The sequence below is a fragment of the Spirosoma litoris genome (genome assembly GCF_054776755.1).
Genome location: NZ_BAAHBI010000027.1, coordinates 21269 through 47146 on the forward strand (window position 1 = coordinate 21269; position 25878 = coordinate 47146).

Below are 25878 nucleotides of genomic sequence, written 5' to 3' on the forward strand. Positions count from 1 at the left end.
TATAGATTTTATAGATTCTATCGGATTCTATTGTCACTATTCTGCTGATAATCAATATGTACTCATCAATTAGAATCAAAAGAATCTCTAGAATCTAAATTGGACAAGTACTAGTTGATACGCCACTGAATACCTTATACCGTTTTTGGAAAAATGGATAACTGATTGAGCAGTCCTGCTAGGCGTTTTTCGACGGGTACCGCTGGAATTTTAAGCCAATCGGCATAAGCGTCGCCAAGGAAGAAACGCATTTCACCGGCCACGAGGTTCCGAATCATTTCAGGTCGGCCTTTTTGATGTTGCGCGAGTTGTTCGGCAATAGCATCCAGTAACGAACGGGTAAGCCCGATACCTGCTTCGGAAGGGGCAAACTGACGTCGGCCAATAGCGTGACTAAGGGTGTACGCTTCACGAAGATTCCTGGGTAGAAGTTCTTCCGCTACTCCATTGAGATAATTTACCACGTTGATGTGGTGCAGATAATCTTCTTCTTCCTGCTCACTAACGACTATCCCCAATTTACGTAGGCCCAACAGGACAACGTAAGAAAATGTTAGGTTCGTGCCAGCCATATCTTCCTGATTGACAGGATATCCCCAGTCAGTATTCCATTTTTTAGAATGGATCGCAAACCAGCGCACACCGGCATGAATCAGACGGATTTTTAGGATTCGGTCAATAGCCTTGCCTGATTTCCACTCCTTTGAGTCATTGACGCCAAATACCCATTCGCCGGTTTCCTGTAATCGGCGGGCTGTATCGTTTTTAATGCGCTCAGTCAACCATAACACCTGGGCGCCATGAGCACCAAGATAGGAGAAGGGGAGTGAAAAGAAGCCCAGCACAAGGCCAATTTGTTGAGCATGTTTTTGAAAAAAAGCCATGCCCCGTTGCATACGATCTGAATTTGCCCAACTGGGTAGTTGCGCCTGAGCCATAAAAAAGTCCTGCACCACCTGATGCTGGTTCGCGGTTGAAAAGTTCGTCGTATCGGCTAGCCACGTCATCAGTGACCGTAATTCTGTGGGACCGTTTGCCCCTACCACAGCCGCAATAACAGCGTCGGCAGGTGAGTCGCCTTGCTGCCTATACGGCTGGAGCAAGTTGTCGGAAAATGAACGGGTTGGCTTGATCAGAACTGGCATCGTCGTTATGAGTACAGCTAGGCACTTTGTAAACGTTGGGCGTACTCAATTGGTTTGACTGACCATCAACCGACTGGCTACTTTGAGCCATGCAGTTGATGCACCAATGTCAGGAATAACTGGGCGGCTGGTTCAATCAGGCTATCGTTGAAATCGTAGTCGTCGTTGTGGAGGGCGGGGGAGTCTTCTCCGTTGCCAATACCGAACATGGCTCCGGGATAGTGTTGAGTAAACAAACCAAAATCTTCACCCCACTTGAATGGCTCCGTTTTTTCGATGAAGTTATATCCAAGTGCCTGAGCGCTTTGCCTGATCAGGTTATAAACCTCTATATCATTTTCGTTGGCCACGAACGCTTCGGTATAGCTCGTTTGTATATCGATACCGCTCGCTGTTGAAAGCTCAGCGAGTAAAGTCTGTAGCTGAGCCGTTAAGGCATCCATCCGTTTGGCGTTTCGGGTTCTAAGGGTTAGATGAACTTCGCCATAACCAGCCGATATGCCATAAGATTTTTCGCCCATCATAGTGTAAATTGGAGTTATCAACGCGAAATCATCCGATTGAGGCTCTGGATGCTGTATCTGTTTCGTACGCAACATAAAGTCAGCCATCACATAGGCTGGATTGAGCCCTTTTTCGGGTTCGGCAGAGTGCGAAACTTTGCCCGTAAACGTGACGATGATGCTAAGCACTGACGATGTAAACGAACCAGGTTTGCATACAATACTCCCTAACGTAAAGCCGGGTAAATTGTGGAGGGCAAACGCTCTGTTGGGATGAATGGCAGCAAATTTGGGGTCGTGCAGGACGGCTTCGGCGCCCTTGCCCGTTTCTTCGGCGGGTTGAAACAGCAAATAGACCCGACCGTCCGAAACCGGGTTTTCGGCTAATAAAGACGCTAACCGGGCAAGAATAGCCGCGTGCCCATCGTGTCCGCACTTGTGCGAAACGCCTTTGTTCTGTGATTTGTGGTCAAAGGTATTTACTTCCTGAATGGGCAGAGCATCAATATCGGCCCGAATTAAGGTAACTGGCCCAGTATCTTCCTGACCATATTGAAGCAGTAAACCTGTTCCCCCCACGTTGCTACTAGCAACAGGATTGAACTGGCTGACGAATGCTTTTATTCGTTTCTGAGTCTCAATTTCCTGCCCTGAAACTTCAGGAAACCGGTGAAGCTCGTGTCTGAATTGACGAAAGGTGGTAGGGTCTAAAGCCATTTTTAGGGGTTCTGGCGCGGGCATGGGCCCGTCCTGTTTATGAAGTCAGTATTCACTGACGCAAGCGAATGCTTGCTATATAAGTAGGCACGGGTAAATACCCGCGCCAGTGTGTCACATTTTAAGCCATTCCCGAAAACTGGCTGGTCGGCGATCGATGCAGCTATAATAAGCTGCCAGAATACTATTGAGTATAAGACAAATAAGTACAGTTACCACTTGCCCACGAAGACTTTTCATGGGGATCACCATCGCGAACATAGTACCCCAAACGATCATCATCAGGATGCCAACTACTATTTTCTTGAATTTCGCCATGATAGTCGTTTCGAGATGACCTGTTGCCTAATTGAACTATTTACTTCCCGAGTATTTAGCTGGTTCGCTGTTTTTGGGTGTACTTTTCTGGATGAATTTCCGAAGTCGTTCGTTACTGGTGGCCAGATCTTCTTTGCGAAGGTACATCATGTGACCGCTTCGATAGCCTTCCCACTCCATCCGATCTTTCAGCTTGCCACCAGCGTCCATTTGCCATAGATTGTATTTCGCATTGAAATAATCGCAGGCTCCGTCGTAGTAGCCTGATTGTACCAATAAATGCAGATACGGATTTTGAGCCATTGCCTGACGCAGATTTTCGCCGGTATGGTTGTTGGTATTGTCCCAGGGAAACGTAGGGCCAAACATGTAGTACTTCAGGTCAGTTTTATAGTTGAGTTCTTCCCGCATAAACATGTTGATGGCGGGTGTAAACGAATGCAACCAGGAGGTCAGTTCGGAGTTATAATCGGGGGTAACACCGGCATCTTTGGTGTCAATTCCCAAATAACGGGAGTCTAGTCGGCCAACGGTCTGGCTTTTGCTTCGTAGTAGCTCTTTCCAGAAGAAATTGGTGGGAATATCCAGATTCTGCTGCATCACCGCCGTTTCCGACAAGCCAGAATAACGAGCTACTTTGGCTACTATTTCCTTCCGTTTCTGGTCGCTAAGCGAGCCGCCTAATGCCAACGCCGGCAGATATTCCTGAATGGCAAAGTTTTCTACCTCGGGGAGCATATCGGTCAAATCCTTCTTTTGCAAATCGGCAGGTAAGGCTTTATGATACCAGGCTGTTGCCGCAAAATAAGGGAGTTTCAGCGCGCCCTGTGCTGGTCCATCGCGCTCGATACCCAGGCCCGTTGGCGATACTAAAATGACGCCGTTGAGGTACATCCAGTGCGCATTTTGCAATTCCAGAGCTAGCCCTGACACGCGGGCGGTGCCGTAACTTTCGCCAATCAGGTATTTGGGAGAGGCCCACCGATTGTAACGACTTACGAACGTGTTGATCCAATCGGCCAGGTATTTGATGTCGGCGTTGACCCCAAAGAACAGTTTCGCAACTGGAACGTCTTTATTGACGGGGCGCGAAAAACCAGTATTAACCGGATCGACATACACGATATCCGCTACATCCAGAATCGAGTGAGGATTGTCTTTGATGCCGTAGGGCTGAATAGGATAGCCTTCGTCATCAACTTTCAGAATGCGCGGACCGGTATAGCCGATCATCATCCAGACAGAAGCCGTACCAGGACCTCCATTAAACGAAATGACCAGCGGACGCGCTGCCCGGTCGGCCACATCGGAGCGTTCGAAGTAGGTGAAAAAGACCCCGGCGAGTGGTTTTCCTTCTTCGTCCCAAACCGGAATGGTGCCGGCAGTCGCTTTGTATGGTACTCGCTGGCCTTTGATGGTTACCTGACCATTGGTAGTAACCTGCGAATCAACGTTGAGCGTACGCGAGAAGGAGGCCGGTTTATCATCTTTGGGCAACTGTTTCTCGGTAGTGGCCGGTTTTTGTGCGTGAGCACCAATGACTAGGTACGAACAGAGTAGTGGTAGGAGGAAAGCTTGTTTCATGAAGTCGGTTGACGCGATTAAGCGAAAATTTCGGGCAAAGAGGTACGTATTTTTGATCGAAGATAGAAAGAATCGCCAAATAGTATTTGGAGTCAGCGTGCCAGTCTGTTCATTTTTAGTCGTAGTAGGTCAGAACGAAGTAAAAGTTGTACTTAATCAAATCATTGGTTCATTGGCCTTTAACTTTCCGTATTTTAGCCCATTAGCCCAATCAAACTACCTATGAAACAAATCTTGTTCCTTTTACTGATCGCTGGTTATAGTGTATCGGCCCAGTCACTTTCGAACGTTGAAAAGGCGGTTATTGCTAGAGTAATAGGACAAATGCCCGAAACCGATCTGTTTCTGCAAAAAGTCGTCAATATCAACAGCGGCACCCTTAATAAAGAAGGTGTACGGAAGGTCGGAAAATTGATGTCCGATGAATTTGACAAACTGGGTTTTAAAACCGAATGGGTCAACTTGCCCGACTCCCTGAATCGGGCGGGACACTTGGTAGCCACCCGGCAGGGTAAAAAAGGCAAAAAGTTATTTCTGATCGGGCACCTCGATACCGTTTTTGAGAAAAGTTTGCCCATGGAACCCTTCACGCTCATCAACGACTCGACAGCGTCGGGACAGGGCGTTGCGGATATGAAAGGGGGCGATGTACTCGTTATTGCAGCGCTCAAAGCCTTACATGCGCAAAAATTGCTCGACGATACCTCTATTACCATCTATTTCACGGGCGATGAAGAGAGTTCGGGTGGACCAGAAAGTCGCCGTGATTTTATCGAACGGGCTAAGAAATGCGACATCGCGCTTGCCTTCGAAACGGCACAGGGGTTGAATAGCGTAACAACTGGTCGGCGGGGTTCGAGCGGGTGGACACTCAACGTAAAAGCGCGAACGGGGCACTCCTCCCGAATTTTCAGCGATCTGGGGTATGGTGCTATCTATGAAGCCGTTCGGATTCTGAATGAGTTTCGACGGACGCTAGGTCAGGAGCAATATCTGACCTTCAACCCCGGCCTGATTGTGGGTGGTTCGGAAGTACACTACGACGAAAAAACGGCCAAAGCAGAAACGATTGGTAAAACGAACATCGTAGCCGGAACGGCACTGGTGAAAGGTGATTTACGCTTCCTGACGGAAAAACAGAAAGAAAATGCACGGGCCAAAATGCGGGAAATCGTGGAGAAAAGCCTACCATTGACGAAAGCCACCATTTCGTTTACCGATGGCATTCCGGGTATGGAACCGTCTGCCGCTAACGATGAATTGCGTAAACAACTTGATAAGCTTAGTAAGGACATGGGACTTGGACCCGTAAGCGCCTTTGATCCGGGTGCCCGTGGCGCGGGCGATGTATCGTTTGTGGCCGAATTCATGCCTTGTCTGGATGGGTTGGGCGCATCGGGTAAAGGTGCGCATAGCATCGAAGAAACAATGAATACCAAAGAATTTCCCTTGCTGGTTCAACGTGCAGCTTTATACATTTATCGGCTGACGCGTTAGTTTTTTTGAACACAGTGTGATTTCGTGAAGGCAGATTTAAGAATCTGCCCCCACAAAGACGTAGTACAACTTGTTGTATACCATTTTTTGATTGTCAAACTATTTTCTCACTTTAATACTCATGAAGTATCTTATCCTTCCTCTGCTTGTTTTTAGTATCAGTTTTTCGGCATTAGGGCAGCACAAAGAAATTGTAAAGCCGCGTAAAGCTCCTGCGATGCCCTACCCATTCAGCATGGGTGTTGTTAGTAATGGTTTGCTGTTTGTATCTGGACAAGTAGGTACCGATCCACAAACGTCCAAAGTTGTGGCCGGTGGGATAGAGGCCGAAACCGAGCAAACAATTCTGAACATTAAGGGTATTCTGGAAGATGCTGGCGCTTCGCTTGACGATGTCGTGAGTGTAACGGTTTACCTCAGCAATATGGACGACTTCGCGAAGATGAACACCGTCTACAAAAAGTACTTTAAAGAAGGTGCTTACCCAGCCCGGACAACAGTGGGAGTGGCTAAATTGGTTTTTGGGGCCAGCGTCGAAATGACCATGACAGCCGCCATGCCGAAGAAGAAGTAGAGCTCCCTAGCGTCTTCGTAGATAGATTTCTTTTCCGAACGATCTAGGTTAATAAAGGACTAGGTAATTAAATTTTTCTTTCCCAGAAAATACTTGCCAGTTTTTTGTCATTCCGACGCAAGGAGGAATCTCAAAGTTGTGTATTAGTCAAGCTCAAGATTCCTCCTTGCGTCGGAATGACAAAAAATGTTACCCCTTCTGGGCGGAATCCTGAAAGTTTAAACAGGTTCGATGATAGGTAATTCATCGGGACTATTCGCTAGTTAAATTATTCGCCAATCCTTATAAAATAAGTGGGGGCAGCTTCTCAAAACTGCCCCCACTGTTTATATGATATGCCCATTACAACGATTCGCGCCGGATCATGTAAAAAGGATTCTTTACTTTAATGTGCTTATTGTCAAGTAATAAAGAAGCTGCGGTGTAGCCCATCGCTTCAAAGTCAGTCGTAATTACAGTAATGTTCAACAGTTCCTTAAGCGTGGTTTCATTGAACGAGATAATCCCGATTTCATGACCTAATTCATAGTTCGACTGGCGCACTTTCTTCACCACTTCCGATAAATCGGTTTCCTCAATGACCACATAAGCGGTACCCGCCTGCAGATTCTCATTCATGGCGTTCTCTTTAATGGAGAATTCCTTGTTGTAGTTGACACAGAAGGATCGGAATCCATGCGCAATTTCGGCTGGGTGGTTGCCATCGCCGGGTAAAATCAGAACCATCCGAGGGTATTTGATCAACAAATCCTGTGCGTTTTCGAGGGCTTCACAAATGTCTTTGTCAAAGTTCTGGTAAACGCTCAACGTGGCCGGCGATAACTCCGAAACATCTTTATCGAGCAACACCAGCTCGTTGGTCGGAATCGACTCCAGAACCTTCCTATAGTTGGCCTTGTCCAAATCCTGGGTAAAATGCGGCATAACAACGTAATAGTTGTACTTGCCCAGATTTTTCTCAATAATTTGCTGAAAGTGATAGGCGCTATAATGGTGAATCTGCAAATCAACCGTTGCTTTATCGCCGAGTGCTTTCAGGAATGAGTAATAAATGATTTTTTTGTACGAGCTGAGTTTGTTGAAAATAAGGAGAATCTTCAGTTTAGGCGCTGCACTGGCCTGAACATAATACCCCTTACCCTGCACCGATGTAATGTAGCCCTGTTCCCGAAGCTCCCGGTAAGCTTTTTCGACCGTATCGCGAGCCAGATAATATTCAACGCTTAACTCACTGATAGAGGGAAGCTGCTCATTATTTTTTAAGACACCCCGCTCAATATCGGTGATTACTGATTGGACGATCTGTTTGTACTTGGGCGTCTTGTCTTTCGGATTAAACTGAAGTTTATACAGCGGAACTGACGGGCCGCCATCCACATCGACAAATCCAAATGCTTGTCGGCGACCCTGAACCGGAGAAGGAAGTTTCGCTATCATAATTTTTCATATTTTCTGGATTATTCGGCGATAATCCTCGTAATAGTTAACCTTAACCCTGACTGAAATAGGCTATAATCTTCTGAAAAATACTAGATATAAAGAAGAAAATATCTGATTATTTCTATGCAAACGTTTCCGGTAACGTTATCAAAACGTAGGCTTATCCAATTTAGTTGTAAGAAATAACTTCATTAACAGGAAACAACATAGACTGCCAGGCAAGTTAGCTCATAAATAGGAAAGTGAAATTTTGTATTTATCAAAGTGAAACAGGGCAACATAGGTCACTTTAGAAGAAGCGGTTGGAGCCGTAAAGCTAAGAATTTATATACGTTTACTGATTTGGCATCAAGCGGATTTTAGCCCGATAAGGACCAAGGAACATCGAAACTATTCAGTATGTATCTTTCGACTATGAACAAGATGAAATTTACAGTAAGGTTTGCACGACTGATTGTACTCACGCTTTTGAGTTCCACATATAGTTATGGTCAGCAACAAAAGCTGGCGAAAATTTACCTGGGTAATCCTGTGTATGATATTATGACAAGCCTGGACCCGACTACAATTCTCAAGCTTGGGTCTCATAGCCGTGCTGGCTATGGGCTGATTGAAACAGATCTGGATAGTATTGGTTTGGTACTTTCCAGAAGTCGCATTGTTTATTTGCGCGTTGAACCTGGTAAAAGCTATTATTATCTGGCTGAGCATGGTGCTTATAAGGATATTTCAGAAAATGCCTTTTGGTTGTCTATGAGTGCCTTGGATGGCAACTGGTATCGCCACTATATATTGACCCGAAAATCGGGCGTAGTTTTAGCCGATGACAGTATCAGGTAGCTTTTATTGAATATTCATCGGTTTATAGGAGAGTACAGGAAAGGTTAGGTTTAAGAAAGGCTCTACTTTTGTACGAAGTCTTGTCTTCCGTCGGGGCGAAACAATCCGTAAGTCCCGATTGGTGGTATAGGCTCCGATGAACTCACTCAGCAAGGCATGCAGTTAGCCTAAATTGTCTATGAAAGTTGGCTTATTTATTCCCTGTTACATTGACCAGTTTTACCCGCAAGTAGCCATTGCTACCCTGAAATTACTGGAAAAAGTAGGTTGCGATGTAGACTACCCATTACAGCAAACCTGTTGCGGTCAGCCAATGGCCAACTCGGGTTACGAGCATCTGACGGGCGGTTGTAACGACAATTTCGTGAGCAACTTTGCGGGTTATGATTATATTGTTTCGCCCTCAGGAAGTTGCACCCTGCATATCAAGCATCATCTGCACGGAACCAACGAAGCGTCAGCTACCGAGATCCGTTCACGAATCTATGAACTCACTGAATTTCTGACTGATATACTGAAAGTCTCCTCGTTAGAGGCCACGTTTCCCTATAAAGTTGGGTTGCACCAGAGTTGCCACGGTCAGCGCGGATTACATTTAGCGCAGATGTCGGAACTGGTGGCCCCACCTTATTCGAAGCCTGTGCAGCTGCTCAATCTGGTAAAAGATCTGGAGTTAATTCAACTCGACCGGCGTGACGAATGCTGTGGGTTTGGTGGAACGTTCTGCGTGACTGAAGAAGCCGTATCGGCCAAAATGGGTAAGGATCGGGTGGCTGACCATCTCCGTCATGGGGTTCATTACATTACGGGGGTCGATGTATCGTGCCTGATGCACCTCGAAGGCATCCTGAAGCGAGCCAACTCTAACGTACGGGTCAAACACATCGCAGAAATCCTAACGGCTACGATATAAAAAAAGTTAGCCGTTTCAGGTTTCAAGTTCCAGGTTCACGGCTAACAACCTGCCTGAAACATGAAACCTGGAACATGAAACCTGAAACAACATGAACCAGCCAACTTTAGATCACGCTCATGCCGCTATTGAGTTCAATAAAAACGAGCCAAGGGTTAACTGGCACGACGAAACGCTTTGGTTTGTACGTACGAAACGTGACCGTGCGGTAGCTCAGATACCCGAATGGGAACAATTGCGTGAGGCCGCTTCGCAGATAAAGCATCACGTGCTGTCGAACATGCACGATTTACTGATGCAGTTTGAGGAAAATGCCAAACGCAATGGTATTACGGTGCACTGGGCAGCCGATGGTGCTGAGCACAATGCGATCATTCATGGGTTGATACAAAAGGCGGGGGCCACCCGAATGGTCAAGTCGAAGTCGATGCTGACCGAAGAGTGTCATCTCAATGATTACCTGACAAAGCATGGTATTGAGGTGATCGATAGTGATTTAGGTGAACGTATTGTGCAAATGCGGAAGGAGCCACCTTCGCATATTGTTATGCCCGCCATTCACCTCACCAAGGCCGATGTTGGGGATACTTTTCATGAACATTTGGGTACCGAAAAAGGAGCTACCGACCCACAGTACCTTACCGAAGCCGCTCGTCAGCACCTACGGGATACGTTTCTGACGCGTAAAGTTGCCCTTACAGGTGTCAATTTTGCCATTGCTGAAACGGGTGGTTTTGTGGTATGCACCAATGAAGGTAACGCCGATATGGGCGCTCACCTGGCCGATGTGCACATTGCAGCCATGGGTTTTGAAAAAATCATTCCCCGAGCCGAGCATCTGGGAGTATTTCTGCGTTTGCTGGCCCGATCGGCAACAGGACAGCCGATTACAACCTTTTCGAGCCATTTCCACAAACCAAGACCCGGTCAGGAAATGCACATTGTGATTGTTGATAATGGACGTAGTCGTCAGTTAGGGCGCCCCGATTTTCGGAATTCGCTCAAGTGCATTCGATGTGCGGCCTGTATGAACACCTGTCCGGTGTATCGGCGGTCGGGTGGGCACAGCTACCACAGTGCTGTTGCCGGGCCGATTGGCTCCATTCTGGCTCCGAACCTGGATATGAAACAAAACGCCGATCTGCCGTTTGCCTCTACGCTCTGCGGGTCGTGTTCGAATGTGTGTCCAGTTAAGATTGATATTCACGACCAACTCTATAAATGGCGTCAGGTGTTGATGCAGGAAGGCTACGGTCCAGCAGCCAAAACCGTGTCGATGAAAGCAATGGCGACTGTTTTGGAGTCACCCCGACTGTATCGGATGGCCGGTAAGGTAGGCCGGGGCGTCTTACGATTTGCCCCTGTTACGGTCGAAAACCGGTTCAATCCATGGTATAATCAGCGCGAAATGCCCGAGCCACCGGCAGAGAGTTTCCGCGACTGGTACATTAACAATAAAAAGGCATGACCACTCGCGAAAAAATTCTGGCCAGCATTCAGGCTAACCAACCATCGATACTACCACTGCCTGAGCAATTTACGTTTACCACTACGTATCCTGATCTTACGAAACAATTCAGTGATTCACTGACATTTGTTGGTGGTATGCCGGTTGTCGTCCCTGATTATAAAGCCATTGAAGCTCACCTGAAAGAGTATTATCCCAACTTCACAAGCATCGCAACGACTTGCCCTGAGCTGGCGCATATGGCCGATGTGAGTCTGGATATTACGGACCCACACGACTTGGCTAGCTTGAATTTGGCGATCATCGAAGGGCCAATTGCCGTTGCTGAAAATGCCGCTATCTGGGTCGATGAGCAGCAACTGCCGCACCGGGTACTTCCCATGATTACGCAATATCTGGCCATCATCATCCGACAGTCAACAATTGTGGCGAACATGCACGATGCGTACAAGAAAATAACGGTTGATACCACAGGGTTTGGTACGTTTATCAGCGGCCCTTCTAAAACGGCCGATATTGAGCAAAGCCTGGTGATTGGCGCTCATGGTGCCCGCTCGCTGATTGTTTATATGTTGCCGTAATGATGGCACAAGGGTTTAATTTAGATTTTATAGTTTCTGATTATCAGTGTAATAGGATCAACCGCGCGGGCGGCCCCGAGAATCTATAGAAACGTCTAGAATCTATTTTGCCAAAGCACTAGTCTTGCGCCACCGGCTACAAAGAAAAATTACATCGACGCTGGTAGATGACCAGCGTCGATTTCTTTATGAATTAATCCTCTTTTTAGTTTCAATTTCTGACTGATTCGGGTGGACTCATCAGAACAGGCTGCTTCGCTATGCATCAAATTGCTCTACGTTTTTTCCTTCTTCTATTTTTTCTTTTCCCAACGATAACTTTTTCTCAATCGAATAAATCAGAACATTCGGTTTGGCTTCGGGGCGCTTTTGTTGATGAAGAAACTAAGCCCGTGCCCTTTGCTTCGGTCGCCTTGTATCAGGGTTCGGTGTTGGTGACTGGTGTTGTTTCGGACGAGGCCGGGAAGTTTGAATTACAAGCCAAACCAGGAAACTATTCTCTGAAAATAACGGCCCTGTCGTACCAGGATAAAACTATTCCCGACATTCACTTGGTGGACAAGGCGATACAGCTGGGCACATCAGTACTTAAAGCCAGCTCTAAAAAACTGGATGAAGTAGTTGTAAAAGGCGAAAAAAGCCAGATGGAGTTATCCCTCGACAAACGGATTTTCAACGTCGGTAAGGACTTGGCTAATGCGGGTGGTACGGCGTCGGACATTCTAAAAAACATCCCATCAGTGGCCGTTGATGGCGATGGAAATGTCAGTTTGCGTGGTAGCAACAGCGTCCGAATTCTGATTGATGGGAAGCCATCGGGTCTCGTGAGCCTTAAGGGGGGAGCTGGTTTGCAGCAGTTGCAGGGGAGTATGGTTGAGCGGATTGAAGTCATTACAAACCCGTCGGCCCGCTACGAAGCGGAGGGTATGGGTGGTATTATCAATATTGTTCTAAAGAAAGAGCGGAAGGAGGGATTCAACGGCTCATTCGACATCATTACGGGCAACCCCGCCAATTTTGGGGCAGCGGCCAATGTTAATTACCGACGGAAAAACCTGAATTTCTTCATTAATTATACGGCTTCTTACCGAAATACGCCCGGCCGGAGTTCGCTTTACCAGGAAGTCTATAGCAATGATACCACCTTTGCTTATCGGCAAAATTCGACCTACAAACTGAAAGGGCAAAACAACAACGCCCGCGCTGGTATCGACTATTTCTTCAATCCCAAAAGTATTCTGACGGCTTCCTACACTTGGCGACTAAGCAAAGGAAAGCGCTTTTCGGATATTCAGTATCTGGATTACATTCCGAATACCAGCACATTGCAAACGATTACCAATCGAACGCAGGACGAAACCGAAACTGAACCTAATTCGGAATATGTGGTAAGCTATAAAAAGACCTTTGCCCGAGAAGGCCACGAACTCACCGCTGATATACGCTATCTGGACAACTGGGAAAAGTCGGATCAGTATTTTGCCCAGCAAACGGTTCTGCCCGACGGTACGCCTTCGAGTGTTCCCAGTTCGTTGCAGCGCGCCATTAACGACGAAACCGAAAAACAATTTTTGGTGCAGGTTGATTATGTACGGCCCTTTAAGAAAGACGGTAAGCTGGAGGGTGGCCTTCGTAGCAGCACGCGGCATATGACTAACGATTACACCGTTATTCAGCAAAACGCCGACGGCAGCTGGTTTCAACTTCCTAACCTGACCAATGATTTTTTGTATGATGAAAAGATTAACGCGCTCTATGGAATTGTAGGAAATAAGGTTCGGAAGTTTTCTTATCAGCTTGGCTTACGAGCCGAGTGGACCGCTGTAACAACGACGTTGAAGCAAACCAATGATGTGAACCCTCGTAGTTATGCAAACCTGTTTCCGAGCGTACATGCTACCTACGACCTGCCGAATCAGCATGCCTTACAAATTAGCTACAGCCGCCGGGTACGTCGTCCACAATACAACGACTTGAGTCCATTCATGACGTTTAGCGATAGCCGAAATTTCTTCAGTGGTAATCCCAATCTAAATCCCGAATTCACCGATGCTTTTGAGGTTGGGCATATCAAATATGTGGAGAAAGGATCGATTAGTTCGTCGGTTTATTATCGGTACACCACAGGAAAAATTATCCGGATTCGTCGGGTAAATGACCAGGGGTTTTCAACAACTCGCCCCGAAAACCTCGCTACGGAACACTCGTACGGTGCCGAATTTGCGGGTTCGTATGCGCTCTATAAATGGTGGAAACTCGATGGAAGTGTCAACTTTTTTAGGGCTATTACGAATGGGGGCAATCTGGACGCAAGCTATCAGAGCGATACCTACAGTTGGTTTACCCGAATGACTTCCCGATTTACGATCTGGCGAAATACGGATTTCCAGATGCGGGGTAATTACGAAGCGCCACAGAAAACACCTCAAGGCACACGGCAGGCGATTGTTACGCTGGACTTGTCGGTCAGCAAGGATATTCTCAAGAATAACGGCACACTGGTGCTTAACGTGCTGGACGTATTTAATTCGCGTCGCTATCGTTCGATTACTGAGGGGGCTAACTTTTATACTGAAAGTAATTCACAGGGACGATTGCGCCAGATCAATCTAACGTTCAACTATCGGCTACATCAGGCTAAAAAGAAAATGAAAGAATCTGGTGAAGGTGAGTTTTAAAGTGGAACGGTTCGGCGTTTTGGAGAACTACTAGGTGAGATTTACGAACTTTTCGTTAACACAAGGGTAATTTTTTTCGAATTTTGCGTTTTGAAAGAATGGTTGCTTCAAAGGCAACTGCACCAAATTAGATCACAATCAAAAAATTATCTCAATGAAAAGTGTTGCATTTACCCTTCTTCTTTTTTTTAGTTTATTAACTGTTACCACAAAAAGTTTTGCCCAGAGTAAAGACCAAGCTGCTGTTGCACAAGCGGTTGAAGCGCTACGTTTACAGATGATTTCGCCAGATAAAGCTAAACTGGAAGCACTTGCTGCCGACGACCTAAGTTATGGGCACTCGAACGGTAAAATCGAAGCTAAAACTGCATTTGTTGAAGCGTTTACAAGTGGTACATCCGATTTCGTAAGTATCGAACTTACCGATCAAACAGTAACAGTAGTCGATAACACGGCTCTTGTGCGCCATAAATTGATGGGCGAAACGCTTGATGGTGGTAAACCAGGACAGGCGAAACTGAGCGTGCTCCAGGTATGGATTAAGCAGAAAGGAACCTGGAAATTGTTAGCTCGGCAGGCAGTAAAAATCTAAGTAAATTAGCTAGCAAACTAAATAAGCCCATCAGACATCTGATGGGCTTATCCGATAACAAACCTATGATAAAACGTATTCTACAAAAGAAGTACGTTTTATTTGATAAACTCTCCTGAACTCACCTGCCTGATTTCCAAATAGCTATAGTTCAGTGAGATTAAGTGTTTTTATACAGCGCACAAAAAAGGTGACCAATTGTTGGTCACCTTTTTTGTGCGCTGTATTTACGCTACGATACCCGTTCTTATAAATCGCTATTTATTTTTTCTGAGTCAATTGCAGCGAACTATCGTTGATCTCAAAGGTGTGCTTTTTGATCATGTTAATCACCTCGGAACCGGCTAATAGTGTAGGCCCGTATCCATGCGCTGCGTAAGGGTTGATAGGCCGATGGTAATAGAAAGCTGGATCGAATCCCATACCAGTACCTACGCAAACGCCTTCAACCTGCCCTGCCTGTGTAACTTTGGTCGTTACGGCATTCCAGCCCAGTAACGTTGCCGGCGCATAGGCCAATGGATCGAGCCATCCCCGATTAATGGCTCGGGCAAAGCAGTACACGTAAATAGCTGTCGCTGAGGTTTCCAGATACGAATCGTTACGGTCGAGCAACTGGTGCCAAAATCCTGATCCTGATTGTTGAGCTGCTAACCCTTTGGCATGTGCTTTTAATAAGTCAAGAATGGCTGGCCGACCGGGATGGTTTTCGGGAAGAACATCCAATAATTCCACGGCAGTCAAAATTCCCCATCCATTCGCACGCCCCCAGTGAAACTCGGGATGCACAGCCATGCCTTCTACCCAACCATGCATATACAAACCTTTTTGCGGATTGAACATGCGTTTGGCGAATTGCGTAACCTGCTTTACGGCTTCGTCGTAATACTTTTTGTCGCCGGTTAGTTTGCCCATTTGTGCCAGCGCCGGGACGCTCATAAACAAATCATCGAGCCAAAGGGTATTGGGCTGCGGACGATTGCGGGCCAAAGTGCCATCGGTCAGGCGGAACTCTTTCGTTTGTATGTAATTGATGTAGTTATCAATCAAGGGGCGCATGTCGGCCTTAACTCCTCCCGTCCGACTCGCTTTAATCATGGCTGCGCACATAGCTCCGGCATCATCCAGCGCATGAGGGGCCAGTACCGATCGCATTGGGGTATTTGCTTTAGGATCGGCCGTTACCTGATTGCGGAAATAAGGAACCTGTTCCGTAATAAACTGAAGTCGTTTATACGTATAATCGGCATAACGAGGATCGCCGGTAGCTTCGCTAGCTTGTAACATAGCAGCATAGGTAACACCCCATTCATAGCTAATTAGCCGGAAGTCGCCCGGTTTGAAAATAGCATTTGGGTTGAATGGCCCACCCGTAGGAATGTCATTTTTCGTCTCTTTATCAATGAGCTGGGTCGGGGTGTTTGCATCCAGATAGGTATGGATTCGGCGTAATACCCCTGTTACCTCGTCAATTTTAGGTTGCCCATAGGGAACCGGATAATCAGGCTGTAGTAAGTGCAGCGGAGTGGTCGAATCGTTCGCTTTCGGAGTACTTGGTTGGGCATACAGAGACGTGCCAGTAGTTACCCCAATCAGTAACAGCCCTAGACTTCGGCTAGTAAAAGAGAAAATTGGACTGAAAACAGACATAAAACAGGTTTGAAATTTGGTTGGTGAGCAACGGTGTCACTCTATAAATAGACATATTTAGTAGCTGAATACCCCAAATATTACAAATCTTGGCTTGTTTTCTATCATGCTCGCTCCTGTGTGAGCCTATTATTCGTTAATATGTCAAGGAGTTAAATCGACCGATAAGTTTAGCAGAAGAAAACGAGATTAGGGGCAATTTTAGCGCCCTTATCGATGGATATAACGGCCTTTACACAAAGCCATCGCAAGATTTTATAAAGTACTGAAACTTATCAAAACTGGATGTATGTCAGTCTTTTATCGAGTAAAAATCTGATTAAATAGATGTGGTCTCCCCGATGTTTATGAGCGACAATTTACCGGCTATATACCTGCATAAAACAGATTATATACGGGAACTTGTCGAAGAGAAAAGTAAGCAACTACTGTAAAAAAGATCTGTAAACTACTTATGCATGAGCACTCTATTTTCTGGCTCATGGTAAGAAAATGGCCGAAAAATAGTGCACAAGTTTGTCTCCAAAAAGCGATTAAGGAGAGAGAGGTTTCCTGAAATACAATTTGTAAAAGGTACTTAGGGTAAGGAGCTGAAGTGCCGATTGAAAAACCGAATGCCGAAATAAACGTAAACAATCAAAGCGGCAGTTTTTAAAAAACCTTCAGTAGAGTTGGTGCTATAAACTCCGTTGGTATAAGCTTGTACCCAGTCAAACAAGACAATAAAAAAGCCGATAAACGCAGTTATTGCTCCTACTATAACTAGTACTATCAGTAATTTCTTATCCATTATTGAATCCGTCAAAGAGAGGTGATATGGCATATGACACTCACCTCATCAAGAAGTTTAATTCCCATCCTGATAATTTATTTAATCATATAAACAGATTAAATAAAATAAAATGGAAATCGTGTGGTTTTAGGTTGAGGGCGCAAGATAAGGAGTTTTTAATGAATTAATTACTTTCTACAATTACTAAATAATTTTATAAGCTTTCACTAACTTATGCTCACACACCCTAGAAAGAACTAGGCTATATCCTGCTATTTTCTTGTAAATTGCTCTCGCAAGTTTTTTGAAATTTTATATGATTGCTGTTATACAACGTGTTTCAAACGCATCGGTTTCTATTGATAATCAGGTTAAAGGACAAATTGATGCTGGTTTTTTAATTTTATTGGGTATAACTCATACCGACTCTCGCGAAGATGTAGAATGGCTTAGTCGAAAAATAATTGGTATGCGAATTTTTAGTGATAATGACGGGAAAATGAACCTTGATTTAATGGCTGTTAATGGCAATATATTACTGATCAGCCAGTTTACATTGCATGCCAATACCAAGAAAGGAAACCGACCCAGTTTTATCGAAGCAGCTCGTCCGGAAGTTGCGATACCGCTTTACGAAGCCATGATTGCCCAATTAACCGCCGACTTAGGTAAACCTATTCAGACCGGAGAATTTGGGGCAGATATGAAGGTGTCGCTGCTTAACGATGGACCAGTTACGATTATAATAGACTCGAAAAACCGGATTTAGCCTGGCTCGATTACCGATTTATGCTAATGATACGTTACTTTTACTGTAACCAGCCCTTGCCTGTTGCCAAACCAGCGTGTACAGGTAAATAGCCGAATGGATTTTTTACCCTCGAACATAAGCGCCTACGCCGAAGCGTTCACCGCTCCCGAAAGCGAGTTGTTGTACCAACTCAATCGAAATACCCGCGCTCACATTATGGCGCCCCGCATGTTGTCGGGGCACATGCAAGGTCGTTTTTTATCGATGATTTCGTGGATGATTCGCCCCCGTCGAATTCTTGAAATCGGGACCTATACGGGCTACTCAGCCCTTTGTTTAGCCGAAGGTTTAACGGACGATGGACTATTGATTACCATCGATCATAATGAAGAACTTGAAGATTTTGCCCGGTCGTACTGGCGGCAATCTCCCTTACAGGATAAGCTGGATTTTCGAATCGGATTGGCCGTTGATATACTGCCAACACTCAATGATACGTTTGATCTGGTATTTATTGACGCTGACAAACGCAACAATTCGATCTATTTCGATCTGATTATCGACAAAGTGAGGCCCGGCGGCTTCATTCTGGCCGATAATGTTTTGTGGAGTGGCAAGGTTGTTGAACCAGTAAAACCATCGGACCTTGATACAATGAGTGTATTGGCGTTTAATCAAAAAGTACAGGATGATTCGCGCGTAGAAAATGTACTCTTACCCGTGCGAGACGGGATTATGGTGATGCGAAAACGATAAGTGCGATTGAGAAAATGAGCCGCTGTAGCGGTACGATTTATGAAAAAACGAATTCAGGTCCTTGCCCTATTCTTCCTGCTTACAGGCTTCATGGCGTCGGCACAAACGAGTGTGCCAACGGTACCGGAGCAACTGACGTTTGCCGATATATCGGTACAATTAGACCCCGATGCCCGGCGCATCGTGCAGCAGGATGTCAACGCACTGATGTCGAATCGGCAATACTGGACCGCGAAACTTGACCGGGTGGTTTTGTACTTTCCTATGATCGAAGCGATTCTGATTGACGAAGATGTCCCTACCGATTTTAAATACCTCGCCGTTCAGGAAAGCTCACTTACACCCGATGCCGTATCGTCGTCGACAGCGGTGGGGTATTGGCAATTCAAGCGCGAAACCGCTATGGATAATGGTATGCGCGTAGATGATGTTGTCGATGAACGAAAGAGCATTACGGGGTCAACACATGGAGCCGCTAAATATTTGAAGCGGAGTAACGCTCAGTTCAACAACTGGGTTGCATCGCTTTATTCCTACTACCTCGGTGCGGGTGGCATTGCCAAACTGATTCCACCCGATTGGTCGTATGCGCGTGAAGTAGCGCTCGATGGCCGTACAGATCGGTATATTCTGCGCTTCTTCGCCCACAAAATTGCGATTGAAAACGCCCTGCAAACGCACCAGACCAGCAATCGGTTTGCGCTGATTGAGTACCCCAGCGGAGGAGGTAAAACCATAAAGGACATTGCCGAAGAATTAAACGTCGATGAGTTTGAGCTACGAAAATATAACCGCTGGGTATTGGGCGATGCGGTGCCAACCGACAAAGTTTATGTGATGGCAGTGCCGGTGGCGAGCAATCAGATCAATGATGTTCGGCAGAAAATTGTAAACGTAGACTCGAAAAAGACGCCTGATTTTGTTCAGAACGATGTGGGGTTTCCCGTTTTGCGTCGGGTTACTACGGGCTTAAGTAGCAAAAACGATCCGATTTTGTATGAAATTAACGGCTTGCCGGGTATTCAGGCTCAGGCGGGCGATAATGCGGCCTCGTTATCGCGGAAGTCAAAAGTTAGCCTATCGAGCTTTTTGCGCTACAACGACATGACCGATCGTGATCCGATCATTGTCAATGATGTATATTATCTAGCGAAGAAACGGAAAAAAGCGCTGGTCCCTTTTCATACGGTTCGTGAAGATGAAACAGCTCGTAGTATCTCGCAACGGTATGGTATCAGGCTTAAAAAGCTGATGCGTTATAACCGACTGGATCGAGTGCAGAAGCTGGCAACAGGCCGGGTTATGTGGCTTCGTGAACGTAGACCAAGTAATAAACCTGTCGAAATTATTAACGCGCCAACTCCTCCTGTTTACGATCAGACTCCAACGCCTAGCCGGGCGGAGGTGGCAGCTAACACCACAGCGGGCGGGGCTCCTCGAACAGTGAGTGGTGGCGACGCTGTGCCACGAAATCCATCGGAACGGAAATTATACCAACCTAAACTGATAGGCGGTGGCGTAACGCCAAACGATGGTACATCGGAACCTGCAACAGCCCCTCGACCAGAAGTAAGCCGACCTGCTACACAACCCACCAATAGCCGATCAGTACCGGTCACAAGTAGTTCGACACCGAGTAGTTCGGATGGTTCGCAGCGCGTCGTAATTGTTCGTACGCCCGATGCGTCACAGCCAACTAAATCGGTACCAGTAGCCACGATGCCCGAGCGAGACCAAACGGCCAGTACCCCAATGAATACACCGAAAACCAAACCGTCGGATACGTATGCAACTGCCCAAAAGCCTAAATTGACTCCCGCAGCTGATATCGATATGGGTCGGCCAGAGTCTGGCAAGTACGAAGGACCGCGTGAACAGCAGGCCGATGGTTCATTGACCATACCATCTGCGGTACCGCCAACGAAAGCTCCTCCCCGTCCGGCTACCAAGGTAGAAACACGCCCTGTTGTGCCTGCTACAACAACCTCAGAGCCTAAGACAGTTACCTCGTCGGCTCCGGTAGCAAATCGTTCTGCAAACACACATACGGTTGAGGCTGGCCAAACTTATTACAGTATCTCAAAATTATATGGGCTGACCGTTGATGAACTGCTCTCGCTCAATAACCTGACGGCTAACGATAAGCTTGAGGTAGGTCAGCAACTAGCCGTTAAGCTTGTTCCTGGTGGTCGGCTTGTGCAACCTTCGCCAACCGTTAAATCGGCTTCGCCTGCCGAATCATCGGTAACTTATCATACCGTGGCAAAAGGAGAAACCATGTTCCGTATTTCGCAGATATACGGGGTAACTATCGAGCAGATTCAGGCCTGGAATAACCTGCCGGATGTTGGGGTTAAATTGGGCCAGAAAATCAAAATTGTGAAGCCTTAACTGACTTTCACAAGCATGACACAAAAAGCCATTCCTGATAGGGATGGCTTTTTGTATTGTGGGCTTCATCGTATCTTTACTACATGATAGGCTGGTTTCTGTTGGAAGTCCCGATGGGAAGATGCATATCACGATAACTATGATTCTAATTGATAATACCTGCATCAGCGATGATGTTGCTGAAAAATTCTTCGTCTGCAACTTAGATAAGTGCAAAGGCGCCTGTTGTGTTGAGGGTGACATGGGCGCACCTTTAGAAGACGATGAGCACCTGATTCTGGATCGCATATACGAAGATATCAAACCCTATCTCTCGCCCGAAGGGATCAAAGTTATTGAAGAGCGAGGGGGCTATGAATCCGACGGTTTTGACGGCTTTGTAACGAATACGGTTGGTGGCCGGGAGTGTGTCTATGCAACCTGGAATGATAAAGGAATTCTGAAATGTGGCATTGAAGAAGCGTATAATGATGGTAAAATAGACTGGAAAAAACCGATTTCCTGTCATTTGTACCCGATTCGGGTTACCAAGTATGAAGCGTTTCACGCCCTTAATTACGACCGTTGGCCAATTTGTAGTCCGGCTTGTAGCTTTGGTGAGCAATTAAATGTCCCCATCTACAAATTTGTTCGCGAAGCGCTTATTCGGGCTTATGGTGAAGAATGGTATAATCGCTTGTCGAAAGCAATTGAGGAGAAAGAATAAACGCGATACCGTTTACACATGGAACAACGCGATTATTTTGAAGAGGTATATGAGGTAGTGCGGCTGATCCCTAAAGGTCGCGTAACGAATTATGGCACGATTGCCCGCTATTTAAGTCTTCGGGCGGGCGCTCGAATGGTTGGGTGGGCCATGAATGGCTGTCATAATCGACCTGATGTACCCGCACACCGGGTCGTCAACAGTGTGGGCGTCCTATCAGGCAAACACTTCTTCGGTGAACCTGATGTTATGCAGCGCCTTCTGGAAGCAGAAGGTGTTCAGGTTAAAAACGATAAGGTCGTTGAGTTCAAAAAAGTTTTCTGGGACCCTACAGTTGAACTGGCTCTGTAAGAGGGGTTTAGGATTTCTACCTACTGAACTTTATTGAAAAGCTCATTTGATTAACCGGGTATCTAGTGGAATAGGCCTCTGGCTGATAACTTCTATCTCGGCGAAAGCTGGATGCTGTGGATGCAGCAATAGGTTGTAAGATTCAGGCATAATAACTGATGGTACAGCAACTGCCAGGCAAAACGGCTCAATTAGCCATTCGGTCAGGATTGTTTGGGTCTCAGCCAATGTTCCTGATTTCCAGTAAGCAGGAAGTTTGTTAGGTGTTATCCAAAAAATAGTCGAATTGCCTTTGGTTGATTTGCCAGCTTGCTGGGTGGATTCGGCATTGGGTAAATCGGGTAGATGGAGTGTACTCAACCAAAGCTGGGGTAACTCGGATAGTGTAACCGGTGGCAGATGAACCAACGTCTCCAGTAGGGCAAGCTCAGGCGTTCGGCTAGTGTATAGAATGCCTACTCCTTTGGGATTCCAACGACCGCCGTGCTGATAACTGCCAATGGTGGATAATGGGTCTGTGTGGTAAGGCTCTTTATTAATTCGATAAACCTCCATAAGTACTTAGCCAGCAATACCCCATTCAATTCGCCCAAGAACATCTTCGGCCAGCGAGAAACCCGACACCGTGTCCAGTACAGCTAAAGGTGATTGAGGTATTAATCCAGCGGGTGTATCTGTGGCGGCTTCTGTTGTGTTTAAGGTGTCAGTTTGCTGCCGGGATGGTTCTTGAAAACTACCTACATTTCTTATAGAAAATGGCTTGGATAGGTCTTCTGATTCATCAGCCTCTTCTCGATAAGCTAACTCAAACAAGGGCGTGCGAAGCCAATGACTCAGTAGGTCAACTCGACCGTCAAACACCGACAGACCATGTTGCACCAACCGTTCGAGCAATAGCAACCGTTCACTGGCTGCCGAGGTTAGTAACTCGGAGTTTGCCTTACCATGTAGCCCCCGAACCGACATGTTTAGAATACGGGACATTTCTCTATCAGTTAACCCCACTACATTCGCTATTTCATCGACGCGCCGACGTAATACGCCGTGTCGGGCTTGCTGAATGAGGTCGGTAACGGGGCGTACTAGGTCGGGCCGAATTGAAAATGAAGGATGCATACGTTACGATCTTAACGTGAATAATGGATAGAATCTAAAGCTATCAACTGTTTGTTAGTCATTTATGGTGTTATTTTCTGTCATCCTGACGTCAGGATGACAGAAAACTAGTATAATTCTATTCGTAAATTCTCCATAATTCGCGTTATATTATAAATAAGTAGCAAATGTACAGTTTTAAAACGGCAAATTTGCCATTTGTATGCTTTTGGTACGTTCTGAATCTATTTGTTAAAAGCTTTAAGCCGCCTGTTTTTGTTGCTCAACTATCTCCGCTAAGGCCGATAGTACATCTTGTAATTCCTGAGCCAGAACAGGGTCAATTAATTGATCGTTAGCGCCTAATCGTTGTCGAACAAAGGGAACAATCAGCGACGCTTTTTCGGGCGTTATCGCCATAAGAACGTCTAGTGTGTGCGACAACGCTGCGTGGGCCCGCATACCACCCGTATCGGAAGGACCGGCGCTGATAATGCCTGTGGGCTTATGCACAAACTCGCCCGATGAGGCAATCCAGTCGAGCATATTTTTCAGAACTCCCGGCATGCCATGAATGTATTCGGGGGTACAGACGATTACGGCATCAGCTTCCCGAAGTTGATTGCGCAGACTTTTTACCGCTTCGGGTGCTTGATCGGTATCTCGTTCAGGACTAAAATGTGGAAGATCGTCAAGCCCGTCGTAGAGCTTGACTGTTATCTTCGAGGGAGCTAGGTTGGCAATAGCGCGCAGGAGCGATGTATTCGTGGAGGCTGCCCGCAGGCTACCTGAGATGGCCAGAATGTTCATGCGTGTTGAGACTAGTGCCTAGCGTAACACTTTCGTGATCTCGTTTAGTTTCTCCATTTTCTGCACAAAATCACCTTTGAGTTGATTCCGGATAGCAGTCAGATTATCCAAGGTTTCCTGTAAGCTATCAGGCAGAATATCTTCCAGTACTTCGCGGAATCGTTTGGCGAATGTGGGCGATTTGCCGTTGGTAGAGATGGCAACTTTCAAGTCGCCTTTCTTGACCACGGAACTTAAGTAAAAGTCGCATAAATCAGGGGTATCGGCTACGTTCACCAAAATCCGGTGGCGTTTGCAATCGGATTGTACCTGTCGGTTAACGGCTTTGTCGTTCGTACCGGCAATGACTAAATCTTTGTCAGATAAGTAAATTTCGTGATAAGCTTCCTGAATCAATTGTAGTTTGGGAAACAGGTTTGCCATTTCCCGAATCTCGTCCCGGATGTCAGGCGCTACAAGCGTGACCCGAGTCTCGGGCGAATTGCCTAGCAAAGCGTTCAGTTTTTCCAGACCTACATAACCTCCGCCCACGATGAGCACGTGTAGGTTCTCAGCTTTGACAAAAATCGGAAAGAGGGTATTCATGAAAATAGTCGTCAGTCAATAGTATTTAGTCGTCGGTAGGTTGACTATTGCCAAATCTACTACTTACAAACGACTAAATACTATTGACTGACGACTATTGCCTGATGACTATTTTTAAAACTTGAACCCTAGGTTTACGCCCAGAATTCGACGTTTGCTGTTGCCGCTGGTCAACACATCGGCAAACCCATAATGGTAAACAAAGTCTAGCATGATTGGGCCTGCATCGAAACCAAGGTTAACCAGACCGTTGATCGTTGCTGCCTGAAAGTCAGCATTATTAAGATTGAAGTCGTTTTTGTCGGTGCCTAGTGGCGTAGCATATTCACCACCCAGGGCCAGCCGTACACCCGACACGCCCCGTTCCGATTGCGCCAGCTTCACCCCGATATACGCTGGAATGTGCAGATAACGCTGATCGATGTTGGACGTAATATCGCTAACGCTCTGACCATCACCTGCCTTATAGAACTGAGAACTGGAGGTCAGGTATTCGGCCCCAATTTGTCCATAGATTCGACCACCGGCCCGTACAAGGAAGCCCAATTGATAACCCAGTCGACCTGTCAAATTCTTACCATCAACGGTTTCTCCTTCGAAACGGGTTGAGTTGGCCCCGCCATAAACACCAAATGTAAAGTGTTTGTAATTCTCACGATGTTCCTGACGTTCAGATACTTCCTGACTACGTTGCCCATCCTCAAAGCCCTCATCGTAGGCTTTACTTAGATCACGTTCATCAAACCGGCGATTGTCGCCAATACGGCCTTCGTAGCGGTTGTCGTAGCGTGGATATTCTTCATTCCGACGATTATACTCGCGCCATTCATCAATGGCATTATTGAATTGGCGTTCATCACGCCGGTCGTAGCGCCGTTGATCACGACTATCGTTCCGGTTATAATCGTATCGGTCGTTGTAGGAGTTTTGCTGGCCCAATACGAAACTCGTACTACAGACCCCTGCGATAAGTAAAGCTGTTTTTGTTAACGTTTTCATAACCTGTTGAGTTGAGTAAATGAATACCAAGATTCAATTCTAAAACCGCCTATATGGAGGAATGTTTGTGTAATCATGTCTGTAAGCCATTTTAGTTGGTTCCTGTGACCCGTCCTAAAATAGGTTGACAGATTATTGATCGCTTTTACCTTCGACAACGCC

At 46.3% G+C, this 25878-nt stretch carries 24 protein-coding genes; 13 read left to right on the forward strand and 11 right to left on the reverse strand.

Translation table 11 applies throughout. From position 1 onward, the window contains the following. Positions 1-134 precede the first annotated feature (134 nt). The 4 genes from ACYVGR_RS16750 to ACYVGR_RS16765 form a co-directional block, all read right to left on the reverse strand. Positions 135-1145, reverse strand: coding sequence for an oxygenase MpaB family protein (locus ACYVGR_RS16750; RefSeq protein ID WP_460958678.1), 1011 nt, complete (start codon positions 1143-1145; stop codon positions 135-137). Between the two features lie 77 nt (positions 1146-1222). Next, on the reverse strand, positions 1223-2389 hold the full coding sequence (locus ACYVGR_RS16755; RefSeq protein WP_460958680.1) for an amidohydrolase: 1167 nt from the start codon (positions 2387-2389) through the stop codon (positions 1223-1225). Between the two features lie 90 nt (positions 2390-2479). Then, positions 2480-2683: a hypothetical protein gene (locus tag ACYVGR_RS16760; RefSeq protein ID WP_460958682.1), complete on the reverse strand. Its 204-nt coding sequence runs from the start codon at positions 2681-2683 to the stop codon at positions 2480-2482. A 36-nt stretch (positions 2684-2719) separates the two neighbouring features. Continuing rightward, positions 2720-4267: a S10 family peptidase gene (locus ACYVGR_RS16765; protein WP_460958684.1), complete on the reverse strand. Its 1548-nt coding sequence runs from the start codon at positions 4265-4267 to the stop codon at positions 2720-2722. Between the two features lie 222 nt (positions 4268-4489). Between ACYVGR_RS16765 and ACYVGR_RS16770 the strand changes: the two genes are divergently transcribed. Next, complete coding sequence (locus ACYVGR_RS16770) at positions 4490-5764, forward strand: M20/M25/M40 family metallo-hydrolase (RefSeq protein ID WP_460958686.1); 1275 nt, start codon at positions 4490-4492, stop codon at positions 5762-5764. Between the two features lie 121 nt (positions 5765-5885). Next, complete coding sequence (locus ACYVGR_RS16775) at positions 5886-6338, forward strand: RidA family protein (RefSeq protein ID WP_460958688.1); 453 nt, start codon at positions 5886-5888, stop codon at positions 6336-6338. A gap of 342 nt (positions 6339-6680) precedes the next feature. On the opposite strand, the gene ACYVGR_RS16780 is transcribed toward ACYVGR_RS16775, so the two are convergent. Then, positions 6681-7775 carry a GntR family transcriptional regulator gene (locus tag ACYVGR_RS16780; RefSeq protein WP_460958690.1) on the reverse strand — a complete coding sequence of 365 codons (1095 nt, stop codon included), beginning with the start codon at positions 7773-7775 and terminating at the stop codon, positions 6681-6683. A 417-nt stretch (positions 7776-8192) separates the two neighbouring features. On the opposite strand from ACYVGR_RS16780, the gene ACYVGR_RS16785 reads away from it, so the two are divergent. From ACYVGR_RS16785 to ACYVGR_RS16810, 6 genes are all read left to right on the forward strand, one after another. Then, positions 8193-8618 carry a hypothetical protein gene (locus ACYVGR_RS16785; RefSeq protein ID WP_460958692.1) on the forward strand — a complete coding sequence of 142 codons (426 nt, stop codon included), beginning with the start codon at positions 8193-8195 and terminating at the stop codon, positions 8616-8618. 178 nt (positions 8619-8796) lie between these two features. Then, a complete protein-coding gene (locus ACYVGR_RS16790) occupies positions 8797-9531 on the forward strand; it encodes a (Fe-S)-binding protein (protein ID WP_460958694.1) in 735 nt (244 codons plus the stop codon). A 91-nt stretch (positions 9532-9622) separates the two neighbouring features. Further along, a complete protein-coding gene (locus ACYVGR_RS16795) occupies positions 9623-10999 on the forward strand; it encodes a lactate utilization protein B (RefSeq protein WP_460958696.1) in 1377 nt (458 codons plus the stop codon). Continuing rightward, a complete protein-coding gene (locus tag ACYVGR_RS16800) occupies positions 10996-11580 on the forward strand; it encodes a LutC/YkgG family protein (RefSeq protein WP_460958698.1) in 585 nt (194 codons plus the stop codon). The genes ACYVGR_RS16795 and ACYVGR_RS16800 overlap by 4 nt, the downstream gene beginning before the upstream one ends. 260 nt (positions 11581-11840) lie before the next feature. Beyond that, positions 11841-14258, forward strand: coding sequence for a TonB-dependent receptor (locus ACYVGR_RS16805; protein ID WP_460958700.1), 2418 nt, complete (start codon positions 11841-11843; stop codon positions 14256-14258). Positions 14259-14412: 154 nt separating this feature from the next. Beyond that, positions 14413-14850, forward strand: coding sequence for a nuclear transport factor 2 family protein (locus ACYVGR_RS16810; RefSeq protein ID WP_460958702.1), 438 nt, complete (start codon positions 14413-14415; stop codon positions 14848-14850). Positions 14851-15111: 261 nt separating this feature from the next. Here ACYVGR_RS16810 and ACYVGR_RS16815 read toward each other — a convergent pair whose 3' ends face one another. Further along, positions 15112-16500, reverse strand: coding sequence for a glycoside hydrolase family 88/105 protein (locus tag ACYVGR_RS16815; protein ID WP_460958704.1), 1389 nt, complete (start codon positions 16498-16500; stop codon positions 15112-15114). Between the two features lie 1088 nt (positions 16501-17588). Here ACYVGR_RS16815 and dtd point away from each other — a divergent pair. From dtd to ACYVGR_RS16840, 5 genes are all read left to right on the forward strand, one after another. Further along, positions 17589-18041, forward strand: coding sequence for a D-aminoacyl-tRNA deacylase (dtd, locus tag ACYVGR_RS16820; protein ID WP_460958706.1), 453 nt, complete (start codon positions 17589-17591; stop codon positions 18039-18041). Positions 18042-18137: 96 nt separating this feature from the next. Further along, entirely contained in the window at positions 18138-18779 is a 642-nt protein-coding gene (locus ACYVGR_RS16825; RefSeq protein WP_460958708.1) for an O-methyltransferase, read from the forward strand. Between the two features lie 39 nt (positions 18780-18818). Further along, positions 18819-21170, forward strand: coding sequence for a LysM peptidoglycan-binding domain-containing protein (locus tag ACYVGR_RS16830; RefSeq protein WP_460958710.1), 2352 nt, complete (start codon positions 18819-18821; stop codon positions 21168-21170). Between the two features lie 139 nt (positions 21171-21309). Beyond that, positions 21310-21876: a DUF3109 family protein gene (locus tag ACYVGR_RS16835; protein ID WP_460958712.1), complete on the forward strand. Its 567-nt coding sequence runs from the start codon at positions 21310-21312 to the stop codon at positions 21874-21876. A gap of 18 nt (positions 21877-21894) precedes the next feature. Then, a complete protein-coding gene (locus ACYVGR_RS16840; RefSeq protein WP_460958714.1) occupies positions 21895-22227 on the forward strand; it encodes an MGMT family protein in 333 nt (110 codons plus the stop codon). Positions 22228-22269: 42 nt separating this feature from the next. On the opposite strand, the gene ACYVGR_RS16845 is transcribed toward ACYVGR_RS16840, so the two are convergent. The 5 genes from ACYVGR_RS16845 to ACYVGR_RS16865 form a co-directional block, all read right to left on the reverse strand. Next, positions 22270-22782, reverse strand: coding sequence for an RES family NAD+ phosphorylase (locus ACYVGR_RS16845; RefSeq protein ID WP_460958716.1), 513 nt, complete (start codon positions 22780-22782; stop codon positions 22270-22272). A gap of 6 nt (positions 22783-22788) precedes the next feature. Then, entirely contained in the window at positions 22789-23343 is a 555-nt protein-coding gene (locus ACYVGR_RS16850) for an antitoxin Xre-like helix-turn-helix domain-containing protein (RefSeq protein ID WP_460958718.1), read from the reverse strand. A gap of 240 nt (positions 23344-23583) precedes the next feature. Beyond that, positions 23584-24132: an NADPH-dependent FMN reductase gene (locus ACYVGR_RS16855; RefSeq protein ID WP_460958720.1), complete on the reverse strand. Its 549-nt coding sequence runs from the start codon at positions 24130-24132 to the stop codon at positions 23584-23586. Positions 24133-24150: 18 nt separating this feature from the next. Further along, a complete protein-coding gene (locus ACYVGR_RS16860) occupies positions 24151-24717 on the reverse strand; it encodes a precorrin-2 dehydrogenase/sirohydrochlorin ferrochelatase family protein (RefSeq protein WP_460958722.1) in 567 nt (188 codons plus the stop codon). A gap of 114 nt (positions 24718-24831) precedes the next feature. Beyond that, positions 24832-25716 (reverse strand): hypothetical protein, encoded by an 885-nt coding sequence (locus ACYVGR_RS16865; protein ID WP_460958724.1) that lies wholly within the window; start codon positions 25714-25716, stop codon positions 24832-24834. Positions 25717-25878 lie beyond the last annotated feature (162 nt).

Excerpts from the sequence above, each read along its gene's own strand:
- ACYVGR_RS16830 (WP_460958710.1), top strand. The coding sequence starts at position 18,819 with ATGAAAAAACGAATTCAGGTCCTTGCCCTATTCTTCCTGCTTACAGGC.
- ACYVGR_RS16755 (WP_460958680.1), bottom strand. The coding sequence starts at position 2,389 with ATGCCCGCGCCAGAACCCCTAAAAATGGCTTTAGACCCTACCACCTTT.
- ACYVGR_RS16770 (WP_460958686.1), top strand. The coding sequence starts at position 4,490 with ATGAAACAAATCTTGTTCCTTTTACTGATCGCTGGTTATAGTGTATCG.
- ACYVGR_RS16780 (WP_460958690.1), bottom strand. The coding sequence starts at position 7,775 with ATGATAGCGAAACTTCCTTCTCCGGTTCAGGGTCGCCGACAAGCATTT.
- ACYVGR_RS16785 (WP_460958692.1), top strand. The coding sequence starts at position 8,193 with ATGAACAAGATGAAATTTACAGTAAGGTTTGCACGACTGATTGTACTC.
- ACYVGR_RS16835 (WP_460958712.1), top strand. The coding sequence starts at position 21,310 with ATGATTCTAATTGATAATACCTGCATCAGCGATGATGTTGCTGAAAAA.
- ACYVGR_RS16775 (WP_460958688.1), top strand. The coding sequence starts at position 5,886 with ATGAAGTATCTTATCCTTCCTCTGCTTGTTTTTAGTATCAGTTTTTCG.
- ACYVGR_RS16810 (WP_460958702.1), top strand. The coding sequence starts at position 14,413 with ATGAAAAGTGTTGCATTTACCCTTCTTCTTTTTTTTAGTTTATTAACT.
- ACYVGR_RS16760 (WP_460958682.1), bottom strand. The coding sequence starts at position 2,683 with ATGGCGAAATTCAAGAAAATAGTAGTTGGCATCCTGATGATGATCGTT.
- ACYVGR_RS16800 (WP_460958698.1), top strand. The coding sequence starts at position 10,996 with ATGACCACTCGCGAAAAAATTCTGGCCAGCATTCAGGCTAACCAACCA.
- ACYVGR_RS16855 (WP_460958720.1), bottom strand. The coding sequence starts at position 24,132 with ATGAACATTCTGGCCATCTCAGGTAGCCTGCGGGCAGCCTCCACGAAT.
- ACYVGR_RS16860 (WP_460958722.1), bottom strand. The coding sequence starts at position 24,717 with ATGAATACCCTCTTTCCGATTTTTGTCAAAGCTGAGAACCTACACGTG.
- ACYVGR_RS16795 (WP_460958696.1), top strand. The coding sequence starts at position 9,623 with ATGAACCAGCCAACTTTAGATCACGCTCATGCCGCTATTGAGTTCAAT.
- ACYVGR_RS16805 (WP_460958700.1), top strand. The coding sequence starts at position 11,841 with ATGCATCAAATTGCTCTACGTTTTTTCCTTCTTCTATTTTTTCTTTTC.
- ACYVGR_RS16750 (WP_460958678.1), bottom strand. The coding sequence starts at position 1,145 with ATGCCAGTTCTGATCAAGCCAACCCGTTCATTTTCCGACAACTTGCTC.
- ACYVGR_RS16790 (WP_460958694.1), top strand. The coding sequence starts at position 8,797 with ATGAAAGTTGGCTTATTTATTCCCTGTTACATTGACCAGTTTTACCCG.
- ACYVGR_RS16765 (WP_460958684.1), bottom strand. The coding sequence starts at position 4,267 with ATGAAACAAGCTTTCCTCCTACCACTACTCTGTTCGTACCTAGTCATT.
- ACYVGR_RS16850 (WP_460958718.1), bottom strand. The coding sequence starts at position 23,343 with ATGCATCCTTCATTTTCAATTCGGCCCGACCTAGTACGCCCCGTTACC.
- dtd (WP_460958706.1), top strand. The coding sequence starts at position 17,589 with ATGATTGCTGTTATACAACGTGTTTCAAACGCATCGGTTTCTATTGAT.
- ACYVGR_RS16865 (WP_460958724.1), bottom strand. The coding sequence starts at position 25,716 with ATGAAAACGTTAACAAAAACAGCTTTACTTATCGCAGGGGTCTGTAGT.
- ACYVGR_RS16845 (WP_460958716.1), bottom strand. The coding sequence starts at position 22,782 with ATGGAGGTTTATCGAATTAATAAAGAGCCTTACCACACAGACCCATTA.
- ACYVGR_RS16840 (WP_460958714.1), top strand. The coding sequence starts at position 21,895 with ATGGAACAACGCGATTATTTTGAAGAGGTATATGAGGTAGTGCGGCTG.
- ACYVGR_RS16825 (WP_460958708.1), top strand. The coding sequence starts at position 18,138 with ATGGATTTTTTACCCTCGAACATAAGCGCCTACGCCGAAGCGTTCACC.
- ACYVGR_RS16815 (WP_460958704.1), bottom strand. The coding sequence starts at position 16,500 with ATGTCTGTTTTCAGTCCAATTTTCTCTTTTACTAGCCGAAGTCTAGGG.